We start from the raw sequence: 22,506 nt of genomic DNA on the forward strand, positions 1-22,506 counted from the left end.
CGGCAATCCATACGACTATGAGCCATTTTCTGCTTATAAATTCGAATGGAACTCGCGCAGCGTGTTCAAGGCGTTCACCTCTAATGCCTGAAGCTCTCTTAGGAGCACGGCGCACTGTTCACTCTGTTTCAGTTCTTGCCGGCGCGGTTCCGAATATGGATACATGTCCTTTAGAACCTTGCATTTCGCCGCGATTTCGTTATAGGCATGAACGAGCTCATCCAGTAACCCAAGATTGACATTCGTCACGTTCTCTCTGATTTCAGATAGAAACTGGGCCGCATGATGCCTGGCTTCATTCAAGATTTCGACGAATAGACTGAAGAAATACTTATCCAGCTTATGGTTATCCAAAGCCGTTAACCAACGCTCATAGGCGCGAGAACCGACGTCATATGTTTTTCCCGACTCTTGATATGTCCCCCGATCATGTAACCGAATGACGAAGCCCAGTGCCTCTTTCAATGCAGTCCGATCCTCTTGCAGAGCCGGAATAGGCCTCGCCCAGTGCAGGGAAATCAGTCCGCTGGATGGGTCGGTTTGCGTATCGGATGACGTACGATCATTGACGCAATTGATGCACGGGCATTGACTGAACCCCAGTCGGTTCCACGGAATTACATCTTCACTATGCTCATACCCCGTATGCCACGTGTAGGTGTAGTACCCCTGGTTATCGTACGCGTAGATGACCGACGATTGGTTGCCGATATCGATGTTTTTTGCAAAAACAGGCTGCCCTGCGTTAATAGCCTCTTTCGCTTTCTCCCAAGCCTCAGCCTGTAAACGTGTAAAGGTTTCGCCTTCTGCATGTATATGCAGGCCCTCAATGCCCAAGCCGATATTACGGGCAAGCTGAAACACCTCTGGCTGAGGCGGTCCGCCATTCGGTTCGCACATATTCTCATCAAGTATATGCAGGAAGGCAATGCCTGTCATGCCATAGATCCATGAAACCGTTAGAGGAAGCTGATAATAGTCCGCAACGGACTTCATCGCACCGACTAGTGAAGCATCAAGGCCGCTAAACTTATAATTCTCTACCTTTACAACACCACTCGGGAGAACAATCGCATCATCCTGCATTTGGCAGCACCACCTCCGCAATTTCTTACAGAGATTATTCACCATTATTATCCAAATTACCTGCCGTATATAAAAAAATACAGAGCCACGGCGGTAAACTCCCCCCTGCTCTGTACGCATACTTACTGCCGAAAAGATAACCCGTTTGCCTCTAAAGCCGCTCTCAGCTTCGGCATTGAACCGGGTCCCATTCCGTGATATTTCAAAATATCCGCTTCGCTATAATTGGACAGCTGCTCTAACGTCGTTATTCCGTTATTCTCTAATGCTCGCCTTGCTGGGGCTGATAGCTGCGATAGAAATCCGCTTTCCGGCTTCTTTTCTTGCTCACAAGTTGGGCAGGTCGGACAATCGCTGCTTTTATAATACTTATGCCCTTTGCGGCAGGTTCTTAACGTCTTCTCCGTCGTTGCCATGTTTAGATGCCACCCTCTCTCGAGAATCTGTCGTTTTTTCTTTATTGTACCGCAAAAGGACCGGGTATTTCCGCCTTCGGTCTTTCTCTGTTATGATTTCACGATTTATTCGCTTGCGGATCGTTCGCGTTCGGTAACCGCAGCATCAACAACCTGACGCAGCTGCCGGGATGTGGCGAATGGATCCTCGACCAACGAAATCGCGGAGATGAGAGAGATGCCATCGGCACCTGCTTGAATGACCTCAGCCGCATTCGATTCCGTAATTCCGCCGATGCCGACAAGCGGAAGGCGCATGCCCATTTCCCGCATCTGCGTGAGCACGCTGAGACCAGAGGCGTCCTTAGCATCCTCCTTCGTGCGAGTGGAGAACAGCGGGCCAATGCCTAGGTAGTCCGCGCCGCAACGAATTGCGGCTTCCGCCTCCTGCACGTCATAGGCGGAGACACCAAGCAGCTTATCGCCGATCAATCGGCGTACGGTCGATGCCGCCTCGTCTTCTTGGCCGACATGAATGCCGTCCGCGTCTACTTCCAAGGCCAGCGCTACATCGTCGTTGACGATGAATGGAATGCGATGCTCGCGGCACAGCTTCCGAAGGCGCCAAGCGAGCTCAAATCGGGCATCGCCAACAAGCGCGCCGCTGCCCTTCTCGCGGAACTGAAACATCGAGACGCCGCCCTTGATCGCCTCGCTCAACACCTGCACAGGATCCACTCCCGGCAAACAGTTGTTGCTCCCCATGATGAAATAAAGCCTCAGCGCCTCACGAGTGGCATCATCCTGCCATACCCCTGCGCTCATCGTCCGCTCTCCTGATCGCGGTACGCCCAGTGATTGGTCGGCCCGTGTCCTTGTCCAAGACCTAGCGGAAACTCGATCGCCGCCTGGATGAATGCTTTGGCGACCTCGACAGCTTCAGGCACGTCGCGGCCTTTGGCAAGCTCAGCCGTAATCGCGGAAGCGAACGTGCAGCCCGTACCATGCGTATGACGCGTTTCTCTCCGCTGGCTGCGAAACTCGTAGAAGTCCCGTCCATCATAGAGAATATCGATCGCCTGCCCATCATCGGTCAGATCATGGCCGCCTTTGAGCACGACATGCTTCGCACCGAAGTCAGCCAACCGTTTGGCCGCTTCTTTTCGCGCATCAATGCCAGAGATCGTCATGCCCGTCAGCGCCTCCGCTTCCGGTACATTAGGCGTGACGACCCACGCTAGCGGAAGAAGCGTTTCCTTCATGGCGCGAACCGCTTGATCGAGCAGCAGCGAAGCTCCGCCCTTCGCGATCATGACCGGATCTACGACGACCTTGCTCCAGCCGTAGCGGCGGATTTCATCGGCAACAGCGACGATAATTTCATCGTTGAACAGCATACCCGTCTTAACCGCATCCGTTCCGAGATCGTCGCCAATGGCCTCAATCTGCGATCGAACAGCTTCAGCCGTCAGCGGATAAATCCCCCGCACGCCTAGCGTATTCTGCGACGTTACGGCCGTAATAGCCGACATCCCATACACGCGAAGCTCTTGAAATGTTTTCAAATCCGCTTGAATACCGGCGCCGCCGCCGCTATCTGAACCAGCAATTGTTAATGCTCTCGCTATACTCATTGGTCAATCCGCTCCACTCGGCCAAGCTTCTCGATATCCGCTGCGGTTACATTCGATAATTGATCGAGGAATGCGATTTGGAAGCTACCAGGTCCTTGTCCAGCCGCCTTAACAACTGCAAGCTCAGCAGCTACGCCGTATGCCGCCAATGCAGCTACGGAAGCGACGATCAGATCGCTCTCTACCGCCGCGAATGCGCCGATAACCGACGTCAACAGACAGCCCGTTCCGGTAACGCGTGTTAGAATCGCATCTCCATTGCGCACCGCAAACGTTCTCGTTCCGTCAGAGACGATGTCCGCCTCACCGGTAATAACGACGACTGTACCGAGCTGCAGGGCCGCATGCTTAGCCAACTCCACGACATCCCCGCCGCTTGTGCCAGCATCAACGCCTTTAATCGACCATTCGCGGCCGACAACGTTCGCGATTTCGGCTGCATTGCCCCGAAGAATGCTGATTTTCACGTCTGCGAGCAATCCTCTGGCTGTATCTGTACGATAAGCTGAAGCTCCCGCTCCAACCGGATCCAGCACGACCGGAACACCATGCGCATTGGCTGAACTTCCTGCCAGCTTCATCGCTTCAATTTCCGTTTCATTCAGCGTTCCAATGTTCAGTACGAGCGCTCCGGAGATTTTGGCGATATCCGCAACTTCTTGTTTGGCATACGCCATAACCGGGGAGGCTCCCAATGCCAGCAGTCCGTTCGCAGTGAAATTCGTGACGACGACGTTCGTAATATTGTGAATCAACGGGTTCGTTTCCCTTACTTGTGTCAGCTTGCTCGCTATTGTTTGAATGTTCATAGCCTCGGCCACCTCTTCATTCTTATTTTTCAATCGATTATCAAAAAAGCGCCTTACCCGCAGAACGAGGGTAAGGCGCCACAATGCGCACGACAGCCGTGAACTTCCTACGATGGCATTACCCAACAGGTTAAACGGTCTACGACGGATTAGTCGTACTCTCAGCCTGTTTCTACAAGCTCCCGCGCTATTATTTGATTGTGATCAGTGTAATCCATGACATCCAAAATTGCAACGAAATTCAAGGGCTCCGCGCCCCTCTTATAACAAAGCCTTTCTTCATCTATAAGGAAACGCTATTTGCCCGCTTACCGTTCTAGTGGTAATTTTAATTACGAGTAAAATAATGGGAATAATAAGTTTTAGGACGAGGAGGATATTGTCCCTATGCTGCTGTCAAAGATTTTGCCTCATGTGGCTCGAATGTATCCCACCCATTACGCGATAAAATGTAACCACGAAACCCTGACTTATGCCGAGCTACTGCACCAAGTTAGCTGCGTCGCCCATGGTTTTCACAAGCTTGGCATTAAGCCCGGGGACCGGATTGCGCTTCTAAGTGATCCTTCTCCTTACCTTGCCATTGCGGAATGTGCAGCGGTCGCTATTGGCGCAATTCCAGTTGCGATATTCCCCAAGTTAACGCCTCATGAAATGAAACTTATCCTTCAAGACGCCTCTCCCGCAGCCCTAGTTTACGACGCTGATCAAGCGAATATCGCCTCATTTATCCCCACGCTGTTTATAGCTTATCCCGTTTCATGTAAGTCGGCAGGCGGCCATGCCACGCATTCCATCGAATCTTTCATCTCCCAGTCCACGCCTCTTGCAGAATGGTATGTGGCGAACCCTGATGATATTGCGCTAATCATTTATACAGGCGGCACCACAGGTCGTTCCAAGGGGGTTATGCACTCCCATCGCAGTATCCGTAATTGGTCCTTTATGAATCCCGCGCGAGGCGGAGGGCACAACCCAAGTAAGAAATCCCTCGTCCCGAATCAGGCTCATCTGACAGGCCAATTTATTCTCTGGACGACTTTATTCGAAGGCGGCTGCCTCATTTATCCGGCTTCTTATCCGCTGCAAGCCGCAGAGGTTGTCGATCTTATCGAACGTGAACAATTAAAATTCCTGGGTACCGTTGGGCTTCTATTCCGAGATATCGTCCATTTGGATAATATTCAATCCCGAAACCTGCAATCCATTGAAGGTATCTCCTGCGGAGGCGCTCCCGTAAGCGAGAAAACCTTTCACCAAGCACGAGCCATTTTCCCGAATGCTCATGTTACGGAAGTGTATGCGCAAACCGAAAGCGGTCAATTCATCAGTTCCCTCTCCATCAACCAATGCTTCGAGGAGGGCAAAACAGAACGGCTGTTATCCGTCGGAAACCCCTCTTATATTGCAAATTGGGGACAGAAACCTTTTGAAGTGCGAATCGTGGATGATTTCGGTATTGATGTTGCACAGGGAGAAGCAGGCGAGATTATTTGCAAAAGCGAACAAATCATGCTCGGTTATTGGAACAATCCCGAGGAGACAAGTAAAGCAATACGCGGCGGGTGGCTTTATACCGGGGACTTGGGCAAATTCGATGAAGATGGTTATTTGTATCTGCTCGATCGCAAGAAAGATATCGTCATCGTTGGCGGTTCCAATGTGTACGGCTCTGAGGTTGAGGAAGTCTTAAGTAAACATCCCTTGATTGTTGAGGTTGCCGTGATCGGAACACCATTGCCGGATGAGGGTGAAGAAGTCACTGCAGTGATCACCGTGAGAGGGGAGTCGGCACTCACCTTAGAAGAACTCAGGCAGTTCTGCCACCAACAGCTGGCCGCGTTTAAGCTCCCTACTCGTCTAGAGATTGTTCGGAGCCTTGCAAGAACATCCGTAGGAAAGCTGGATAAGGCGACAATCCGCAAGCCGTTCTGGCGACCGGAGGGACACGGATGATTAACTAATTCTATCTATCGTTATAGAAGTCCTATCAATCTCAAATTACTAGAATAAGATAGAGTATCCCGCTTTGAAAGGAGGATACACCTCATGGCAGGTTTAAAAACATTTGTAAATACCACCGGAGCCGCTTTGCAACTTACGCTGTTTATCCGCGCAGGACTTGAACCTTACAACCAATATGGCACGGAGTCCTTTACCCTTGGACCATTTGGGACAGAAGAGGTTGCTTACGGCGACGACGACAACACTTTTCTAAATGGCATCCTGCTTTTCACGATTTTCGAAGGCGACCTGTACAGCAAAATGCAATTCGTTGTTACCCTCGAAAGCGATTTTGATGCGTTGATTAACACGAACAGCACCCTTACGTACACGCTCTCGAACACGGATTACGTCATTTCAGGCAGCAATTAACTAAAATAGGCCCCGCTTCACGCAAAGTGATGGCGGGGTCTGTTTTTCCATAATAATTTAATATGACTTTTGCAGGAATTCTGACATAATTAATTGAATATCACCAAATATTGTAGAACTTTAATGCCGCGGAACGGATGATTACTCTGGAACAACCACAAATAAGTCCTGTACGAGGGCGATTGACCTCGTGGCAGCAATGGATAATCGCTCTCGTGCTGCTGCTGCTCCCGTTATCAGTAGCTCTCTATTGTTATCTCCCTCAGTACTATAGCTTCTCTGCACCGGGAAAGCTTGTACCCATTCGAGACATCGGCGTGAACGGGAGCGTTCACTTCGTCTATGTCCGCGAAGGATTCACGCGTAATCGGTACGAGAAGTTCTCAGTCAGACGCTCATTCCCAGACGCCCAATTTACGCGAGTAGATGCCTCCGCCCAAGAAGCTAGTGACGACATGCTGGACTTTGAAACCTACATGAAGGACGATACCATTCGTCATGCAGTAGATTCAGCCGCAGAAATCTCAGACCAAACGACCACGGTGGATCAGTTGGAGGATCGGCAGAACGCGCTAATTGAAGAAACCTCGCAGTATTACGGAAATTCTATTGGGCTTATGCTCGGCATCGGCTTGTATGAGGAAGAGAGTAAAATCGACTTTTCTAAAGGCAGCCAGCTAATGATTGCCGGCACCGGTACACTCGAGGAGGACCAATCAGTCGGGTCCGTGGGAGCCATTCGTGACAAGCTGCGGACTGCAGAAGCCCAGGGGGCTGATATTTTCTTAGTTCCCAAAGATAAAGAAACCTTTATGTACGAGGGACTCAGTAATGAGGATGAGGCACTGCAAGTCGCCGGCGAAATGCATTTGCGTTTACGCGTTATTCCTGTATCCACCTTGGAAGATGCGATACATGTCTTAAGTCAACTACCCTAACTAACTATGAATTGGAGCTCGATACGACTTGAAATTCAAATCAGAATTCATCGCATTTATACTCAAAATCCTACTAGGCGCACTCGTGGCAGCCGCACTCGCCGATCTCGTTTTTTCCGCAATCTACATGATTGACTTGAATGTGTTCAGTGACTACATCTATCCTTTATACGGTTTTGTAGATATCGTTTCGGTTGTGCTTTACTTTGTTATCATTGTCATTTATCTAATCTGGATATACCGGGTGCACATGGACTTGAACCGACTGTTTCTTCAGTACCCGCGCACGCCCGGATCTGCCATTGCCTGTATGATCATCCCGTTCTATAATTTCTACGGCATTCCCTCTGTCTATCAGCAAATCGGCAGCTATTATCAGCGCTCGGCAGCTCTAAGTAAGGTTGGACAGTGGATTCAAGGCCTGTCCGTTCCGCTGATTATCTTCATGATTGCCTCTAATATTATCGGCCGTTTTGTATCGAACGCAGACGAAGTCTCCGGGGCGCTTCTCTTCGCATCAAGCTTCGTTACCTTTATTTTGTACACCATGTTCTTTACCCTTTGCTTGCTCGTATCGAAGGGGCTGAACAGCACGCATGTTCGAGCAAATCATACGACTTCCGATTCAATCGATCCCGCGAGTGCAGTGCAGCTTCCTTTATAGATAGACGAAATAGAAAAAAGAGCAGGCGACATCGCTTGCTCTCAGGCTCCCCGAGAAAGTCTCGACAGCCACTTTTTTATTTCATGAACAAACTTTAACGGTTGTCAGCGCGGCTATTTCATGAGAATAAACCTTTTGGAAACTCTAACGGTTGTGACAGACGTTATTTGCTGCAAATGGGTAGATTCCTAGTGGAAAACGTTCAAATAAGCTCGCTGGCAACCGTTAGAAAATAAAAATGGTCTATTTATGCCAATTAACCACTGTCACAACCGTTAGAGTTGGAATGTGACAAAGCATGCGCACATCTCGGAAGTACAGAACGTAAAGAAGATTACCTTCGTGCCATTGCGGAAGCTTAAAAACCGACGTTATATCAAACGTGGATTTCTCGACACACTGAGAGCAGGCAACCTTGCCTGCTCTCTTTCGTTGGCCACCATACTCAACAAACTACTTCACCGTCACAAGTGCCTCAGCCTGCTGACCCAGCTTCCGATCCCCAATCGTAATATCGACTGCGATTCGGGCACGCTTAACAGAGATACCTGCAGGAACTGTAATAACGAACTGTATCGTCTCCACCTTGTGAGGATCGATTTCAAGCTGCTGCTCGTCGGCCACCGCATTCCAGCTAGGAGGCGTAACCAGTCGAACGGTCACCTTTTCCTTGCGTGGAAACGGATTTAACACCTCAACCACAAATTCGGTCGTTTCCCCGCTGCTGACCTCCACTTGGTAAGGTTTAATCCATGCACAACAGCCTTCAGCTCCTAGGTCGATATTCTCGACTGGCAGCAGCTCGTCATGCAGCCGCTTCAAGCTCTCCCCATCCCGCTTCAGCTTGTCAAAGTAGCCTTTCTCCACCCACAGCGGGTCCCAGTGGCCGGAAACAATGAGGTCGGGATTCAACTTCTGGTACAATTCCGCACTTAACATATAGTCATGAGAACGGAACCGATTCTGATAAACGTAATTATTCAGATTTCCGTCATTACCTTGCTGATCGCCGATTGCCAACACGCGTTTGCCATCGACTTCGAACGAGACAGCGACCGCATAGAGGGTATGACCCGGCTGCTCGTAGAGACGGATATCATACTCCTCCCACACCACGGACTGTTCGAGCGGCACTCTGCGGTCTACCGGAATCGGATCATACCAAATGCAGGGTACGTCGTAGTGGGATGGATTTTCGAAGAGATCGGCAAAATTATCGGCTACCCACGTCTCTGTTCCTTCAACATCACGCAGTAGGTTAAACCCCGCCACATGATCGTCATGATAATGCGTCGGGATGACCACATCAATCTTAGTGACATTGTATTGCTGCTTTAACCGCTCAATGGGGAGGAGGGACGGACGACGTGATGCGCGATCAGTTCCTGCTATGAAGATCTGGTGGATGCTCGAATACCCATAGTCGATGAGAAGCGCTTTACCGCTTTTGGACAGAAGTACAAAGGAATTGGCAAAGCTGCGGGCATTCCAAAGTAGATGAGGAGTAATTTCCCGGTATTCCGGTTCCTTCATATTCTCGAGGTCGGAATATTGGCCGCGCAGTCGAAGAAGCTGCTCTAATTTCTCGATTACAGGTTCAATGGCGGCCGAAGGTTGCTCCATGATTTCGCCATGTGATGGAAGCAGCATGTGTAAGCCTTTATCCCGAAGTGCCGTTAATGAACAGATCGTATGGTTGACCCCTTCGCAGCCGTTATACGACCACTGAGTAGCAGACATAGACCAAACCTTTCCCGGACCGGCGATCAAGTCCCCTGTAAAGGCAACAAGGCTGCCATCCAGTACAGTTGTCAGCGTAATTGACCCTGTCGTATGCCCGGGAGTAGGAACCACGTTAAATGAATACCCGCCGAAAGTGTGATTAGAATAATCCTTCAGTGTCCCGGCAATCGATATCGGTTCGAGTAAGGAGAATTTATCTTGGCGTACATTGTAATTCACGAGTATTTCACGGCCTTGCCAGTGTTGGTCCACTTGGGCAAATAAATCCTGCTCATGATGCGGTACCCAGATGCGCGCTCCGGCCGCAACCGCTTTGTCCAGTCCTTGTCCTTGATCCCGATGATGATGTGTCATAAGCAAATCCGTAACCTTGTCCACCTCGATCGAGGCCAATTCTTCGAGCACGGTACCCGATCCGAAATCGATCAAGACCGCTTCTCTGCCGTTCTTTATGACATACACAAGACAAGTATCCTCATATTGAAATAGATTCGTAGAAATCGGCTTCAGCATAACCGTTACTCCCCCTATTCATTAGCGGTGAATTTGTCTTCTCATCCACTGGGTTGCCACCCATTTCTCACCGGCCACAATGGGATTCCCCCCATGCAAGGTGAGCTCATTCAAGAGCTCATCCGTATAAAAGTATTCAAAATAGACAGCGCTTCCTTTTTTGGGCGTCACTGCAAAACGAAGTGAAGGAAAATACGTTTCGCCGCCCTCTTCTACATCATTTAAATACATGATCAGTGTGCTAATGCGATTGTTTACTGCGTTTTCGGATTTAAAATAGTCAAAATGAGGCTGATACTGTTCACCGGCTTTATAATGTAAAATTTGCAGCGGTTCTGCGTGCGCGATCGGTATATTCATGAGCTCAGATATTCTGGTTTCGATTCGATGAATCGATTCATTCTCGCTTTCCTCGAAGAACATGCTGCTGCTGGTGCGAATATCGCTTACCTCGTGAGACTTGCCGATCTTGGCTCGCTGCATTCTGCTTGTAGCTAAGTCTATCAACAGATCACATTCGGCGTGGCTTAATACGTTTTCCAATATAAGAACAAGCGGTTCATCTATCTTGCCGACAATCGTAATCTCTTTATCCGTTGTTATAATTTTATTTTTACTTGAATTCATAATCGTCTGCTCTTTAATCGTCATCGTTCCGTCCCCCTCATTCTCGAATACTGAGGAAGTAGTCGAATGAAACGTTATTCCAGTTGATTACTAATTCGGCAAAGGAGTGGGAAATACCTTCCGGATGACGGATTGGCCACACTCCGCAGACGCAAAAAAGGTACAGGATTCCCCTCCTGTACCACCAGATTGTCCTTACACCCGCGCCACGAGATTCTAACGAACCATAGGGGACTTATTGAATTAAATTTCGGTGTTTCGAAATTCTAACGAACCGTTGAGGTCTTATTTCGGGAAAATCCACCCTCAACCCCCTCCAAACCACCAAATAAGACCTGTAGGGTTCGTTAGCATTTTTTCGGAGCTATTTTCGGGCAAATAAGACCTGTACGGTTCGTTAGCGCATTCCGCTATAAATAAAATCGTCTTCTTCCTCAACAATCTCACCGTCCGCTAACTCGCTCCACAACCGTTCCAAATCTTGTTCAAGCAACGGTATTAAACTCGCACATGTTTCAAGCAAATCATTGTCTTCGGCCATGAACGGTTTTGCGATAAACCCTTTTGCCCCTGCACTTAGACTCTCAAGCACGTTCAGAGCCTGTGACCTCGCTGAACACATAATCATGACTGCTGAAGAATTTATCTGATGAATTCTCTTCACGACATCAATGCCGTTCATCCCAGGCATCGTAATATCTACGATAGTTATATCCGGTCTGAGTTCATGGTACAAGCTTACGCCCGACTCCCCTCTCACATCCAGTCAGCAGGCTGACGAAGATCATTTAATTACTTCAGTTATTTCCAATTTATTTAAGTATTCATAATTTTTAATTGGGTTATTAGGGATTTTTAGTGTTTTTAAATGTTTAAGATCTTTTAATGGCTCTATATTACTGATTCTATTATCGCTCAAGTACAGAACAGTAAGATTCGGTAAATTGTGCACCCACTCGATTTGTTCAATATTGAGATTTTCTGCCGATAAAACTTGAAGTTTTGTCATAGAATATAATGGAGTGAGATCAGAGATAGGATTCAACCCTATACCTAAAACGATAAGATTACTAAGCTCTTTAATAACTTCAATATTTTTTATGTCGTTACTATCAAAGGCCAGCGTGTATAGCGAATGAAGTGTTCTTAACGGTGCTAAGTCGTTCACATGATTACGAGTCATGTCCAAGTATGATAAGCTTACTAGATTTCCAAGAGCACTGATATTACTAATTTGATTCGAACCTAAATTCAAATAAGTTAATTTTGTTAGCGATGCAAGACTACTGACATCTTGGATCTTATTATTGGACAGGTCTAACTCTTTAAGATTTGTGAATTTCTTTAAATCACTTAGATCTGCCAAAGAAATGCCACTCAATGAAAGCTGCTCAATTCCTTCAATGTCTGTTTCTTTTATTGCTTGTTTACGATCAATATGTAGAGTTTCTCTAACAGCAGCTTCAACTAATGGGCTATTAAAAATAGTAGTACTGCCCTGTCTATTAAATAAGAAGTAACCTGCAAATAAAATAATAATAGCCGTAATTCCGATTACATTTCTTTTCATTCTAACATTCCTTTGGTCTTTGAAATGCTCAAGAAACTAGAGGTTTATTGAGCATTTCATGATTGTTATTATTCAATTAGTTAATAGTATAGTTATAAGTCACATACTTTGTCCTTTTATATAATAGTACATCACCTGTAACTGCAGAGTATGTTGTAGTAGTGCCCGTTTGAGTATATCCGTGAGGAAAAGAGATCGTTTTGTAGTAAGTTTCTGCAAACCCTACATCATACCACGATAAGAATCCTGTCTTTTCCTGACGCTGCGCAGTGTAGTTAATTACCTCTTCCACATAAGACATTGGAGTAATGGTTTCGCTGCTTGCACTCACTGAAGAGTCATTGCTTGCATAGGCATTCGATGAAACAGTTATTGACATTAGTACTGACAACGCAATTACTTTTTTGTTAATCTTCACATTAATTACTTCCCTTCAAACTATATTTTTTTTCTTACGATTAGAAGTATATGTAAATTTTGTATGTAGGTCAATGTTTGTACAGTATATTGTAAATAAATAAAGAAATAATATTACATTTTATTTTTTAAATTCATTCCACATTGCCACTAGCAATCTATTAATGTTTCTCTAATTTTCATATTCTCAATATTCATAGCGAGTGAGCATGAAAAAAGCGCCAAACAAGGGCCGGGAATCTCTCCTATGGAGGATTCCCGGCCCTTGTTTTTTCATCCAATCATGCCAATTTAAGCCACTTTCCTCACAGCAAACCATAATTCAAAGTAGTTCAGTCCATCCGAACCGCCGTAGATTTCAAAGTCCAGTCCATCGACCTGCTCGTATCCCGCCGTTGGCAGCCACTCTGTGAAGAAGCGCCGATATAACGTCTCGATAACCTCATCGAATACATCCCAAGTGAATGGATCTGAGGGGAAAATAGCCCATGTATATGCCGGAATGGTTATTGTTGAATACCCGTCCGTTTGACTGGATTCACTCTTAAAGGCACACAACATATACGGAAATGTATCGTCGGCGGTTGATTTATAACTACATACCGCATGTACTTTACTTAAATTTCTACTCACGAATGCCGGCAGCTCTCCTGCATTTGCAGCTAATCGCTCCACTTCACCATTCGCATGGCATTGCTGCCACAATTGTGCCGGTGTAGGCTGATCCTCGCTGTCCGGGTTAGTTTGAAACACGCCTTCAATGCCGAACACCTGGAACGCTTCTTTGGATTCGATCCGATAATTCATCGCCTCTGCCCCTTTAATTGCGATAAGGAAGGAAAGACGAGGATAAGCTTTGAGTGCAATTCCGTCTTGCCGGGCCATAGCAGGTGTGACACCATGCAGCAATTGAAAGGCTCGTGCAAAAGAAACCGGCGATTCGTACCCATATTGAAGTGCAACATCGATCACCTTGGCAGCAGCGTTATTCTGCAATTCCAGTGCGGCAAGCGTAAGGCGCCTACGCCGAATATACTCGGCAAGCGTCACATCCGTAATGAACGAGAACATTCTTTGGAACTGATAGGATGAACAGCATGCCTCACGAGCCACTTTTGCCAAATCAATCTCTCCGGTTAGATTCGTTTCGATGTAGTCCATAGCACGATTCATCCTCGTAAGCCAATCCATCTCATTCCCTCCTTTCAATTGAAGTATAGAGCAGCGGTAATTGGGAATCGCAACTATTCCTGCACGATAATGTTTCTCCTAATTGGCGGTAGCTGCGGAATGATCATCCCGACCAGCATGAACAAACAACCCATTACGCCTCGAGCATCCAACAATTCACCGAGTATGAGGTAACCGCCAACAACCGCGAATACCGTTTCCATACTCATAATAATCGCCGCCTGCGTCGGATGCGCATTCTTTTGACCAACGACCTGCAGCGTGTAGGCAATCCCGACAGAGCATATTCCGCCATACAGAAGTGGAATAAGCGCCTGCGACAGTCCTGTCCAGTCAATCGTCTCTGTTGCAAATGCAACAATAAAGCTAAGAATAGAACAGGTCACCACCTGAAAGAACGACAGCTTAATGACATCCGTTTGGCGAGACAGCTTGTCAATCAGCAGAATATGCGCCGACCAGAAGAACGCTCCGACGAGCTCGTATAAGTCGCCTGTTCCTAGCGTCAAATCATTCTTTACACATAGCAAATATAAACCAAATACCGCCACGACCGCGCCTACTGCACTGTTCACATGAAGGCGCTGCTTTAGAAACAAGCCCAGAAACGGCACTATCACGATGTATAAACCGGTTATAAACGCCGCTTTTCCCGCCGTAGTATGGATGAGTCCGATTTGCTGCAAAGACGCCCCGCAAAAGAGAATCACGCCTGCCATGGAGCCGGAGACAGCCGAACTTTTGACCGAGGCCTTAATTTCTTTAAATGATTTCCGGGATCTAAGGTCCAGCCAGAGGATGAGTGGAACCAAGGATAAGGCACCAAGAGCGAATCGAACCGCATTAAAGGTAAACGGGCCCGTATAGGACATCCCCTCACGCTGTGCTACAAAAGCGAACCCCCAGATGCAAGCCGTAATCAGAAGCAATAAACTAGATTTCATTTGTTGTTGTTTACTCATAGATGTCGTCTCTCCCAGCCTTTATGCCCAAATTATTCCGTTGAATCAGCTGCAATAGGCTTGGTTATCGAAACCAGTACAAGCCCAATCACCAGAATGACAGCCCACGCGATAAAGGACGGCAACCCTTCCTGCAGTAATCCAAGAAACTTATATGCAATCGGTTTGCCGAATAACGCCCGAATCAGCGGCTGCACGATTGTTGCGATACCAGTGAGACTCAGAATGATCCCCAATATCTGCAGCCCGTTATTTTGAAATTTCTTCATGTCCATCTCTCCTTGTCGCAAGTGTAAAGGTGTGGATGGTTTCTTGAATAGCCTCTTCGAGATCTCCGATTTCGTTAGTCGCTATTCTACCGCTTAACGTATCTATGGCACTTCTGACGAGCATGGCCATTAGCCCTGTCGAAAACATCCTGAAGCTCTTCTCTTCCTCTTGCCCGTATTGAAAAATCTCGATTAGCGGCTGATGAATGAGATTGTCTTTATCCGAGAAGGCTAATTGCCCGTCCTTATTTCTATGGTTAGCGATCATGTGCATAATAGCCAATGTTCGGACTCGATTGTCGGCCACATAACGCAAATTAGCGTCAATATAGGATGCCAGCGCTTCTGGCGCTGTTCTATCAACGACCATATGTTGCCCCATATACGCAGCCGCATCATGAAAATAGCTTTCCACCAGTTCATGGATGATCTGATCTTTTTGAGAAAAATGATACGTGACCACGCCCTTGCTGATCTTCAGCTGCTCCGCAATGGCACCAAGCGTAAACCCGGCGTAGCCGTTTTTCGCTAAGAGTTCCTGGGAGGCGAGCAGTATTTTATCACGCGTATCCTTCACACTCTTCCACCTTCACTTTCACTTTCATTCCATGCCGATTGTTCGGTTACTCCCTTACATATTAGTACGATCGAGCTAAAGTTACAAGCATTTTAGTACGTCCGAGCTAAAAGTTTGATGTTTACATCCCAACTACTTGGTGATACTATGTAGTGGTACTAAGCAATACAGAGTAGTTTGGAGGACTTCAATGGAGAACCTGACGGAAATGCTGAAAGGGGTCCTGGAAGGCTGCGTACTCGAAATCATCGGCCGGAAAGAAACCTACGGGTATGAAATCGTAAAAACACTAAATACGCTCGGGTTTAAAGATATTGTCGAAGGCACGGTCTATACCATATTGGTACGACTGGAAAAGAATCAGCTGGTCGCTATCGAGAAGAAACCTTCCGAAATCGGCCCGCCAAGGAAATTTTACAGCCTTAATGAAGCCGGACGGCGCGAGTTGTCTATGTTTTGGGATAAATGGGGATATGTTTCCTCAAGACTTGCTCAACTGAAGGAGGATAGCCATGTATAAGACCATATCCACTACGCTCAAAGATTGGCGGCATCAGAAGAAAGCGTACAAAGCGTGCATGAAACGTTCAAAAGCGCTCCCGAACGATTTCCGTGACGTTTACGATATCGCAACTCGTTACATGCTGAATTTCTCTACATCCGATTCCGGCGTTATTAATCTGTTCCCCGAAATGCTCGACATGTTCGAGCTGGCAGCCGCTGAAGGACGAGATGTGCTGGAGCTTGTGGGGGAAGACGTTATGGCGTTCTGCGACGGACTGCTCGAAGGTATTTCCGCTCAGACATGGACCGGGCAAATGCGGGCCAAAATGAACGAGTCCATTCATAAAAAATTGGGAAGATAGGGGGGAAATCAGCATGACAGCGAACAATTGGTCCATCGAGGTAACTGGTGTCACAAAATCGTATAAAGACGTGAACGTTCTTCGGGGAATAGACTTCCGCGTGCAGAAGGGTTCTACCTTCGCTCTTCTCGGTTCCAACGGCGCGGGTAAAACCACCATGATTAAAATTCTGGCCACCTTGCTCCAGCCCGACAGCGGAAGTGCGAAGATTAATGGGGATGACGTTACCAAACACCCCGAGCGCGTACGCGAGGAAATCAGTCTGACCGGACAAAGCGTAACCGCAGACTATATCCTGACCGGGCGCGAGAATTTGCGAATGATGGCCAAACTCCGCCATTTGCCCAACCCTGACAAACATGCCGAAGAGCTGCTGCGCCGCTTTGACTTACTCGATGCCGCCGATCGTAGAATCTCCACTTATTCCGGAGGGATGTGCCGGCGGTTGGATTTGGCCATGAGCTTATTAGGCAGCCCTTCGGTGATCTTCCTCGATGAGCCAACCACCGGGCTTGACCCGCAAGCCCGCATTGCCATGTGGGAGATGATCAAAGATTTAGCGCGATCAGGTGTCACAGTATTTCTGACCACCCAGTATTTAGAGGAGGCCGACCATCTGGCCGATCAAATCGCGATTTTACATGAAGGTCATATCGTAGCATCCGGCAGTCCGGCGGAGCTGAAGAACCGAATGCCTAAGGGTCATATCGAACTTCGATTCGAACATGAAACGATGCTGAATCAGGCACGCGACCTGTTCAAGGAACACAACGTGACCGCAGATTTAAACAATCTCACGCTCTCCGTCATTACAGACGGAAGTACCAAACAAATGATACGACTGCTTACGAAAGCCGCGGAAGCTGACATTGAAATTGCCGAGTTTGCCCAAAAACTGCCTACGCTTGAAGATGTATTTCTCACACTTGTCACAAGCAAACAGGAGGATGCCAAATGAAGCTCACTCATCTAATAAGCGATACCGCCGTCATGAGCGGGCGCATCATTCGCCATTCCACGCGCAGCATCGACACCATGATTACGGTCATTGCCATGCCCATCATGATGATGCTTCTCTTCGTCTATGTCTTTGGCGGAGCGATGAACACCGGCGATGTAAGCTATATCAATTACATTGTGCCTGGCATCTTGCTCTTCTGCATTGCCAGCGGCGTGGCCTACTCTTCTTTGCGCATCAATAATGATCTCACAAAAGGGATATTCGAGCGTTTTCACTCCATGCCAATCGCAAAAGCCTCCATTCTGGGCGGACACGTGGTAGCCTCATTAGTTTTTAACATCATTTCGCTGCTCGCCATTTTCCTCGTTGCCTTCGTTATGGGATTTCGGCCGACTGCGGATGTGCTCGGCTGGGTATTAGCCCTTATCATTCTGCTGCTTAGTATTCTTGCGTTTACTTGGATTGCCGTCACCTTCGGCTTACTTGCCAAGTCCTTTGAGGGAGCCGGAGTGTTTGCTTACGTTCTGATGCTGCTATTATTCGTTAGCTCAGCCTTTGCCCCTACCGACAGTATGCCTGCGGTTATCCGGGTATTCGCGGAGTATCAGCCCATGACGCCGCTTATTGAAAGCATTCGATCACTCTTACTCGGAGGAAAGGCGGATGGAACTACGCTTGCCGCAGTGTTATGGTGTCTTGCCATACTCGGTTTCTTCTGCGCTAGCGCCATGAGGGTGTATAAACGGAGGATGAAATAACCGTTTCGAGGAAAAAAGAGACCTTGCATCACGTAAAGTGACTGCAAGGTCTTTTTCTGCCGAAAGCTTGTAACTTTTGACCCGCTATAGACGTAGCAACTCACGAACCTAATCATTCATTAGTGGTATAGAAGGGGAGAACGTTCGCATGTCCATTTCAAAGAATCGTGCCATTTCACTCGATTTGGCCAGAGGCGTGATGCTGCTGCTTATTGCGCTTGCCCATGCACCCCTCTATTTGTACAATGCCAAACCCGGGGTTATGCAGCGAGTAGAGAGCGTTGATTTGATGGACCAACTCGTGAATATACTGGGCATGCTCCTGATTGATAATCGGGCCAGAGCCATGTTTGCGGTTCTCTTCGGCTATGGATTAGTTCTGGCCTTCGAAAGACGGATCGCAAGAGGGATAAGTGCCCAAGAAGCTAAGAGGGTTATTCGTCGTCGTTGCTGGTATCTCATCCTGTTCGGTATCTCTCTGGCCGTCGTCATTGGAGGTCAGGATATTCTGATGGCCTATGGGCTAACCGGTCTGCTCGTCGGCTGGCTGTTAACACGCGGAAATCGCACATTAATTCGATTCTTTACGATCACCACTCTGTTCTATGCCGCACTTCTTCCCTTCTTATGGGGCTTTCTGGTTCAAGATATCGGGGCCTATGGATTCGATCCGGAGTTCTCAGCCGCGGATACCTACCTCCAAACAGCATTAGTGAGGCTAATTGCTTTCCCTTCTATTCCTTTTCTGATTCATGTCATGTTCCCGATTATTCCGAACGTCTTGCTTGGCATGTGGATCGCTAGATACCAATTACTCACGAATCCGTCGCAACAGGTACGAACACTCTCCATCCTCGCAACGCTAGGATTAACCCTATCATTGCTTGGCGCGCTGCCGATGACCTTATTGGATACCTTATGGCACCCCGGCTTCTTTACAGCCGGTGTCCTGTATGGAGTCCACATCCTGACTGGAATAGCCGGCGGCTTAGCCTATTCAGCGCTCTTCGGAATAATCGGCGCCAAAATAAAGCGGCCCGGCAAGTTTACAGGAGCATTACTGGCTCTTGGGAAACGTTCCTTGACCTTCTTCGTTTGGAACGAGGCGATGCTTGTTCTGCTCTTATCACCGGTCGCCCTGGATTTCGGAGGTCAGGTGAGCAGTTTCGTCGCTGCCGGAATTGCCACTGGCGTCTGGATGATGTCCGTCGTCTTGGCTGCTTGGCTGGAGAAGAAGAATCGTAATGGCCCTTTGGAGGCATGGTTAAGGCGGTTAGTTTCCGGAAGATAACCCACGGACGGCCTTTCCTATCTCGAACACAGAAAGGCGTCACAGACGGAGCGCCTTCTCTATTGCCGCGATGCGAGCCATCGGGGGACTTCGCTTAGGAATCGGTCGTGCTGGCTTGCGGCGTAATCGTTCCAGTTATTCTTCCTTCTCAGCCATTGGGTTAACCGCAAACAGAGCATGAATATTACCGTCCGGATCCGCAAAGAATCCTGTTGTGTGCCCCCAAGACATAGATTTGGGCTCCGTAATCGACGTGGCTCCCTTGGAGACAAAATCATCATACATTTGGCGGACAGCTTCCGGAGACTCACATTGAAAATTAAGCTCAAAGGCTTGCCCCTTGTGCCCTTCAATAAAAGAATAATGCCCGTTCGTATTATCAGCCATCAATGGCCTCGCACAAATCGCGAAACGAACACCCTCATTAACAAATTCAACATAATGGTCTTCCTCTATAACGGTATGAAATCCGAGCACCTCGCGATAAAATCTGGCCAAGCGTGATACATCATCCGACAACACGGTAATACCTTCTAATTGCACTCTCATATTGAAACGCTCCTTTATTAAGCTTTCGATCGTACCAGCAAGAAGAGAAAATACGGGGAACCGATTACCGCGACAACGATGCCCGTTGGTATTTCCGATGGCATGAAGACCCATCTGGCGATTGTATCCGCCGTGATGACGAGCAGCCCGCCCGCAAGTGCGGTCACCGGCAGCAGCGCCTGATGCCTCGAGCCAACGAGCCGACGAGCGAGATGCGGCGCAATCAGACCGACGAAGCCGATGCTTCCGCTTACCGCAACACACGAGCCTGCGAGTCCGACGGCCGCGGCCAATAAGAGCAACTGCTCGCGGGAGACGAATGCACCGAGACCGGTCGCCAACGATTCACCCAAATTCAGCACGTTTAACGTTCTGGCTTTGTAGAGGACGTACGGCAGCAGTATCGCAATGAATGGCAGTAAGGCAAGCACGAAACTCCAGTCTTTTCCCCAGATGCTTCCCGCAACCCAGGATTGGATAAAAATAAACTTTTCTTTCGAGATCCGAAGTGACAGCACGATCGTCACCGCGGAGATGCCCGCCGTTACTGCAATGCCTGAGAGCAGAAGCCGCGTCGGCGATAGTCCCGCATTGCGCCGATAGGCTAGTGCGAACACAATTGCGGCGGTTATCGCCGATCCAATCCACGCGAGCACCGGCAGTAAGAATACGGGAGCACTGGCCCCCACCGGGAAGTACACCACGAACAAAAGCACCGCGAGTCCTGCCCCCGAATTAACGCCGAGAATACCTGGATCTGCCAATCCGTTACGCGATATGGCCTGCATAATGCAGCCAGATACCGCCAAGCCCGCTCCGACGAGTACCGATAGGACAATACGAGGCAACCGAAAATCGAACAGAATCGTATGCTGCTCCTGCGTCCCGCCTCCAAAGAACGTGCGCAGTACTTCCAATGGGCTAAGCCGGATAAAGCCAGTGTTTATGCTAAGGATAAATACGAGAATAATTAGCAGGCCAAACACGCCGAGTGCCATAACATTCCGCTTCTGACTGCTTCTGTCCGCGGAAGAAAGTTCGATTCGATTCATACTCACAGCTCCCTCCTCTCTTTACGAGCCAAATAAAGAAAGAAAGGAACGCCGATGATCGCAATCAATGCTCCGATAGGCGTCTCTTCAGGTGCGTTGATCGTTCTTGCCGCCAAATCGGCCAGTACGACGAGCAACGCCCCAAGAATTGCCGAGCAAGGGATAATGAAGCGATAGTCGACGCCAACCAGCTTGCGCGTTACATGCGGTATCAGTAACCCGATAAACGCGACTGCTCCGGCGACCGATACGGCAGCGCCTGCCAGCACAAGTACGACAAGCATGGCCATGAATTTGATCAGCCCAGTTCTTAGTCCGAGCCCTCTTGCCACGTCATCTCCGAGACTCAGCATTGTGATCGCGCGAGATAACATGATCGCTCCGACCACAGCAGCTATAAACCAAGGAAACATAATTTTGAGCTGTTCCCATCTCACGCCAGCCACGCCGCCTGCATAAAAGAAAGCCAAGTCTTGTCCAATTCGGAATTGAATCGCAATCCCTTCGCTGAGCGCGGTCATCATCGCCGACAGCGTTGCGCCAACAAGGACCAGACGAACCGGTGTGAGTCCTCCGCGAGATAAAGCCCCAAGCCCGAAGACGATCAACGAGCCGAGTCCGGCACCGGCAAATGAATACAGCATTAAGTAGGTATACGGCAAGCCCGGGAAGAAAGCAAAGCAAATCGCCAGCGCAAACCCTGACCCGGAGTTGAGTCCGAGCAAGCCTGAATCAGCCAGCGGATTGCGCGTCATTCCTTGCATAATAGCCCCCGCGATCGCGAAGCTGGCGCCAACGAGCGCAGCCCCGATTACCCGCGGCAACCGCAGCTCTTGTATGATTTGATGCGAGATCAAATCCGATTGATAGTGAAAAATAGCATCCCAAACCGTAGCAAATTTAATATCAGCCGCTCCGAAGGAGACGGACAAGGCAATGGCCAGAGCAAGTCCGATGAGTCCGCCAATCATAATGAAGGTCGCCGCCCATGGCCGCGCATACACGCGAACTTGTTCACCCTGATTGCGCGCCGGAATTTCCGATTTTATAGATAATGACACGTTAAATTCTCCAGTCTAGTGGCCTATTAATTTCGGCTAAGTGTTACCTAAGGCACCCAACCCTGTAATGATTGTAGTGATAATTATTCTCACCGTCAACCTAAGGCTGTTCAAGAAGCAGACCGGAGTTTCGCCAAGCCAAATGTCTGACAAGTCTCCGATTATTTAATCAGATGCTCCGAAGCAGCCGATGCGCA

General features: G+C 48.5%; 26 protein-coding genes. 9 read left to right on the plus strand and 17 right to left on the minus strand.

Annotated features, from left to right (window positions below; genetic code table 11):
• Positions 1-33 precede the first annotated feature (33 nt).
• The 5 genes from AC506A_RS24840 to thiM all read right to left on the minus strand — a co-directional run bounded on the left by AC506A_RS24840 (position 34) and on the right by thiM (position 3,924).
• Complete coding sequence (locus tag AC506A_RS24840; RefSeq protein WP_495463684.1) at positions 34-1,086, minus strand: hypothetical protein; 1,053 nt, start codon at positions 1,084-1,086, stop codon at positions 34-36.
• A gap of 122 nt (positions 1,087-1,208) precedes the next feature.
• Complete coding sequence (locus AC506A_RS24845) at positions 1,209-1,502, minus strand: RNA polymerase alpha subunit C-terminal domain-containing protein (protein WP_495463685.1); 294 nt, start codon at positions 1,500-1,502, stop codon at positions 1,209-1,211.
• Positions 1,503-1,607: 105 nt separating this feature from the next.
• A complete protein-coding gene (gene thiE / locus AC506A_RS24850; RefSeq protein WP_495463686.1) occupies positions 1,608-2,306 on the minus strand; it encodes a thiamine phosphate synthase in 699 nt (232 codons plus the stop codon).
• On the minus strand, positions 2,303-3,115 hold the full coding sequence (gene thiD, locus AC506A_RS24855; RefSeq protein ID WP_495463687.1) for a bifunctional hydroxymethylpyrimidine kinase/phosphomethylpyrimidine kinase: 813 nt from the start codon (positions 3,113-3,115) through the stop codon (positions 2,303-2,305). Before thiD ends, thiE begins: the two co-directional genes overlap by 4 nt.
• A complete protein-coding gene (gene thiM, locus AC506A_RS24860; RefSeq protein WP_495463688.1) occupies positions 3,112-3,924 on the minus strand; it encodes a hydroxyethylthiazole kinase in 813 nt (270 codons plus the stop codon). The genes thiD and thiM overlap by 4 nt, the downstream gene beginning before the upstream one ends.
• Before the next feature lie 387 nt (positions 3,925-4,311).
• Here thiM and AC506A_RS24865 point away from each other — a divergent pair, with 387 nt between their 5' ends.
• The 4 genes from AC506A_RS24865 (at position 4,312) to AC506A_RS24880 (ending at position 7,902) form a co-directional block, all read left to right on the plus strand.
• Positions 4,312-5,880, plus strand: coding sequence for a class I adenylate-forming enzyme family protein (locus tag AC506A_RS24865; protein ID WP_495463689.1), 1,569 nt, complete (start codon positions 4,312-4,314; stop codon positions 5,878-5,880).
• A gap of 93 nt (positions 5,881-5,973) precedes the next feature.
• Positions 5,974-6,300, plus strand: a complete 327-nt coding sequence (locus AC506A_RS24870) for a hypothetical protein (RefSeq protein WP_495463690.1) — start codon at positions 5,974-5,976, stop codon at positions 6,298-6,300.
• Between the two features lie 182 nt (positions 6,301-6,482).
• Complete coding sequence (locus AC506A_RS24875) at positions 6,483-7,238, plus strand: hypothetical protein (RefSeq protein WP_495463691.1); 756 nt, start codon at positions 6,483-6,485, stop codon at positions 7,236-7,238.
• A 28-nt stretch (positions 7,239-7,266) separates the two neighbouring features.
• The gene (locus AC506A_RS24880) at positions 7,267-7,902 is read left to right on the plus strand and encodes a DUF4328 domain-containing protein (RefSeq protein ID WP_495463692.1); all 636 of its coding nucleotides are present in this window, start codon (positions 7,267-7,269) and stop codon (positions 7,900-7,902) included.
• Between the two features lie 453 nt (positions 7,903-8,355).
• Here the strand turns inward: AC506A_RS24880 and AC506A_RS24885 are convergent, their stop codons facing one another.
• The 9 genes from AC506A_RS24885 to AC506A_RS24925 form a co-directional block, all read right to left on the minus strand.
• Complete coding sequence (locus AC506A_RS24885) at positions 8,356-10,158, minus strand: MBL fold metallo-hydrolase (RefSeq protein WP_495463693.1); 1,803 nt, start codon at positions 10,156-10,158, stop codon at positions 8,356-8,358.
• A 21-nt stretch (positions 10,159-10,179) separates the two neighbouring features.
• Positions 10,180-10,809 carry a 2OG-Fe(II) oxygenase gene (locus AC506A_RS24890; RefSeq protein WP_495463694.1) on the minus strand — a complete coding sequence of 210 codons (630 nt, stop codon included), beginning with the start codon at positions 10,807-10,809 and terminating at the stop codon, positions 10,180-10,182.
• A gap of 373 nt (positions 10,810-11,182) precedes the next feature.
• On the minus strand, positions 11,183-11,545 hold the full coding sequence (locus AC506A_RS24895) for a response regulator (RefSeq protein WP_495463695.1): 363 nt from the start codon (positions 11,543-11,545) through the stop codon (positions 11,183-11,185).
• Between the two features lie 24 nt (positions 11,546-11,569).
• The gene (locus AC506A_RS24900) at positions 11,570-12,355 is read right to left on the minus strand and encodes a leucine-rich repeat domain-containing protein (protein ID WP_495463696.1); all 786 of its coding nucleotides are present in this window, start codon (positions 12,353-12,355) and stop codon (positions 11,570-11,572) included.
• Between the two features lie 76 nt (positions 12,356-12,431).
• Complete coding sequence (locus tag AC506A_RS24905) at positions 12,432-12,773, minus strand: hypothetical protein (protein ID WP_495463697.1); 342 nt, start codon at positions 12,771-12,773, stop codon at positions 12,432-12,434.
• A 290-nt stretch (positions 12,774-13,063) separates the two neighbouring features.
• Positions 13,064-13,963, minus strand: a complete 900-nt coding sequence (locus AC506A_RS24910; protein ID WP_495463698.1) for an AraC family transcriptional regulator — start codon at positions 13,961-13,963, stop codon at positions 13,064-13,066.
• Between the two features lie 53 nt (positions 13,964-14,016).
• Positions 14,017-14,925 carry a DMT family transporter gene (locus AC506A_RS24915; RefSeq protein WP_495463699.1) on the minus strand — a complete coding sequence of 303 codons (909 nt, stop codon included), beginning with the start codon at positions 14,923-14,925 and terminating at the stop codon, positions 14,017-14,019.
• Positions 14,926-14,957: 32 nt separating this feature from the next.
• On the minus strand, positions 14,958-15,194 hold the full coding sequence (locus AC506A_RS24920) for a hypothetical protein (RefSeq protein WP_495463700.1): 237 nt from the start codon (positions 15,192-15,194) through the stop codon (positions 14,958-14,960).
• Complete coding sequence (locus AC506A_RS24925) at positions 15,175-15,771, minus strand: TetR/AcrR family transcriptional regulator (RefSeq protein WP_495463701.1); 597 nt, start codon at positions 15,769-15,771, stop codon at positions 15,175-15,177. The genes AC506A_RS24920 and AC506A_RS24925 overlap by 20 nt, the downstream gene beginning before the upstream one ends.
• A 190-nt stretch (positions 15,772-15,961) precedes the next feature.
• On the opposite strand from AC506A_RS24925, the gene AC506A_RS24930 reads away from it, so the two are divergent.
• From AC506A_RS24930 to AC506A_RS24950, 5 genes are all read left to right on the plus strand, one after another.
• Positions 15,962-16,291, plus strand: coding sequence for a PadR family transcriptional regulator (locus AC506A_RS24930; RefSeq protein WP_495463702.1), 330 nt, complete (start codon positions 15,962-15,964; stop codon positions 16,289-16,291).
• Positions 16,284-16,637: a DUF1048 domain-containing protein gene (locus tag AC506A_RS24935; protein WP_495463703.1), complete on the plus strand. Its 354-nt coding sequence runs from the start codon at positions 16,284-16,286 to the stop codon at positions 16,635-16,637. The genes AC506A_RS24930 and AC506A_RS24935 overlap by 8 nt, the downstream gene beginning before the upstream one ends.
• Positions 16,638-16,650: 13 nt before the next feature.
• Positions 16,651-17,595 carry an ABC transporter ATP-binding protein gene (locus AC506A_RS24940; RefSeq protein WP_495463704.1) on the plus strand — a complete coding sequence of 315 codons (945 nt, stop codon included), beginning with the start codon at positions 16,651-16,653 and terminating at the stop codon, positions 17,593-17,595.
• The gene (locus AC506A_RS24945; RefSeq protein ID WP_495463705.1) at positions 17,592-18,356 is read left to right on the plus strand and encodes an ABC transporter permease; all 765 of its coding nucleotides are present in this window, start codon (positions 17,592-17,594) and stop codon (positions 18,354-18,356) included. Before AC506A_RS24940 ends, AC506A_RS24945 begins: the two co-directional genes overlap by 4 nt.
• Positions 18,357-18,504: 148 nt before the next feature.
• Positions 18,505-19,647 carry a DUF418 domain-containing protein gene (locus AC506A_RS24950; RefSeq protein ID WP_495463706.1) on the plus strand — a complete coding sequence of 381 codons (1,143 nt, stop codon included), beginning with the start codon at positions 18,505-18,507 and terminating at the stop codon, positions 19,645-19,647.
• A gap of 135 nt (positions 19,648-19,782) precedes the next feature.
• Here the strand turns inward: AC506A_RS24950 and AC506A_RS24955 are convergent, their stop codons facing one another.
• Genes AC506A_RS24955 through AC506A_RS24965 form a run of 3 tightly spaced genes read right to left on the minus strand, consistent with a single transcriptional unit; the run spans position 19,783 to position 22,309 of the window.
• Entirely contained in the window at positions 19,783-20,196 is a 414-nt protein-coding gene (locus AC506A_RS24955; RefSeq protein WP_495463707.1) for a VOC family protein, read from the minus strand.
• A 17-nt stretch (positions 20,197-20,213) separates the two neighbouring features.
• The gene (locus tag AC506A_RS24960; RefSeq protein WP_495463775.1) at positions 20,214-21,194 is read right to left on the minus strand and encodes a FecCD family ABC transporter permease; all 981 of its coding nucleotides are present in this window, start codon (positions 21,192-21,194) and stop codon (positions 20,214-20,216) included.
• 56 nt (positions 21,195-21,250) lie between these two features.
• Positions 21,251-22,309, minus strand: a complete 1,059-nt coding sequence (locus AC506A_RS24965) for a FecCD family ABC transporter permease (protein WP_495463708.1) — start codon at positions 22,307-22,309, stop codon at positions 21,251-21,253.
• Between the last annotated feature and the right edge of the window lie 197 nt (positions 22,310-22,506).

The organism is Paenibacillus sp. N22P23 (assembly GCF_059383735.1).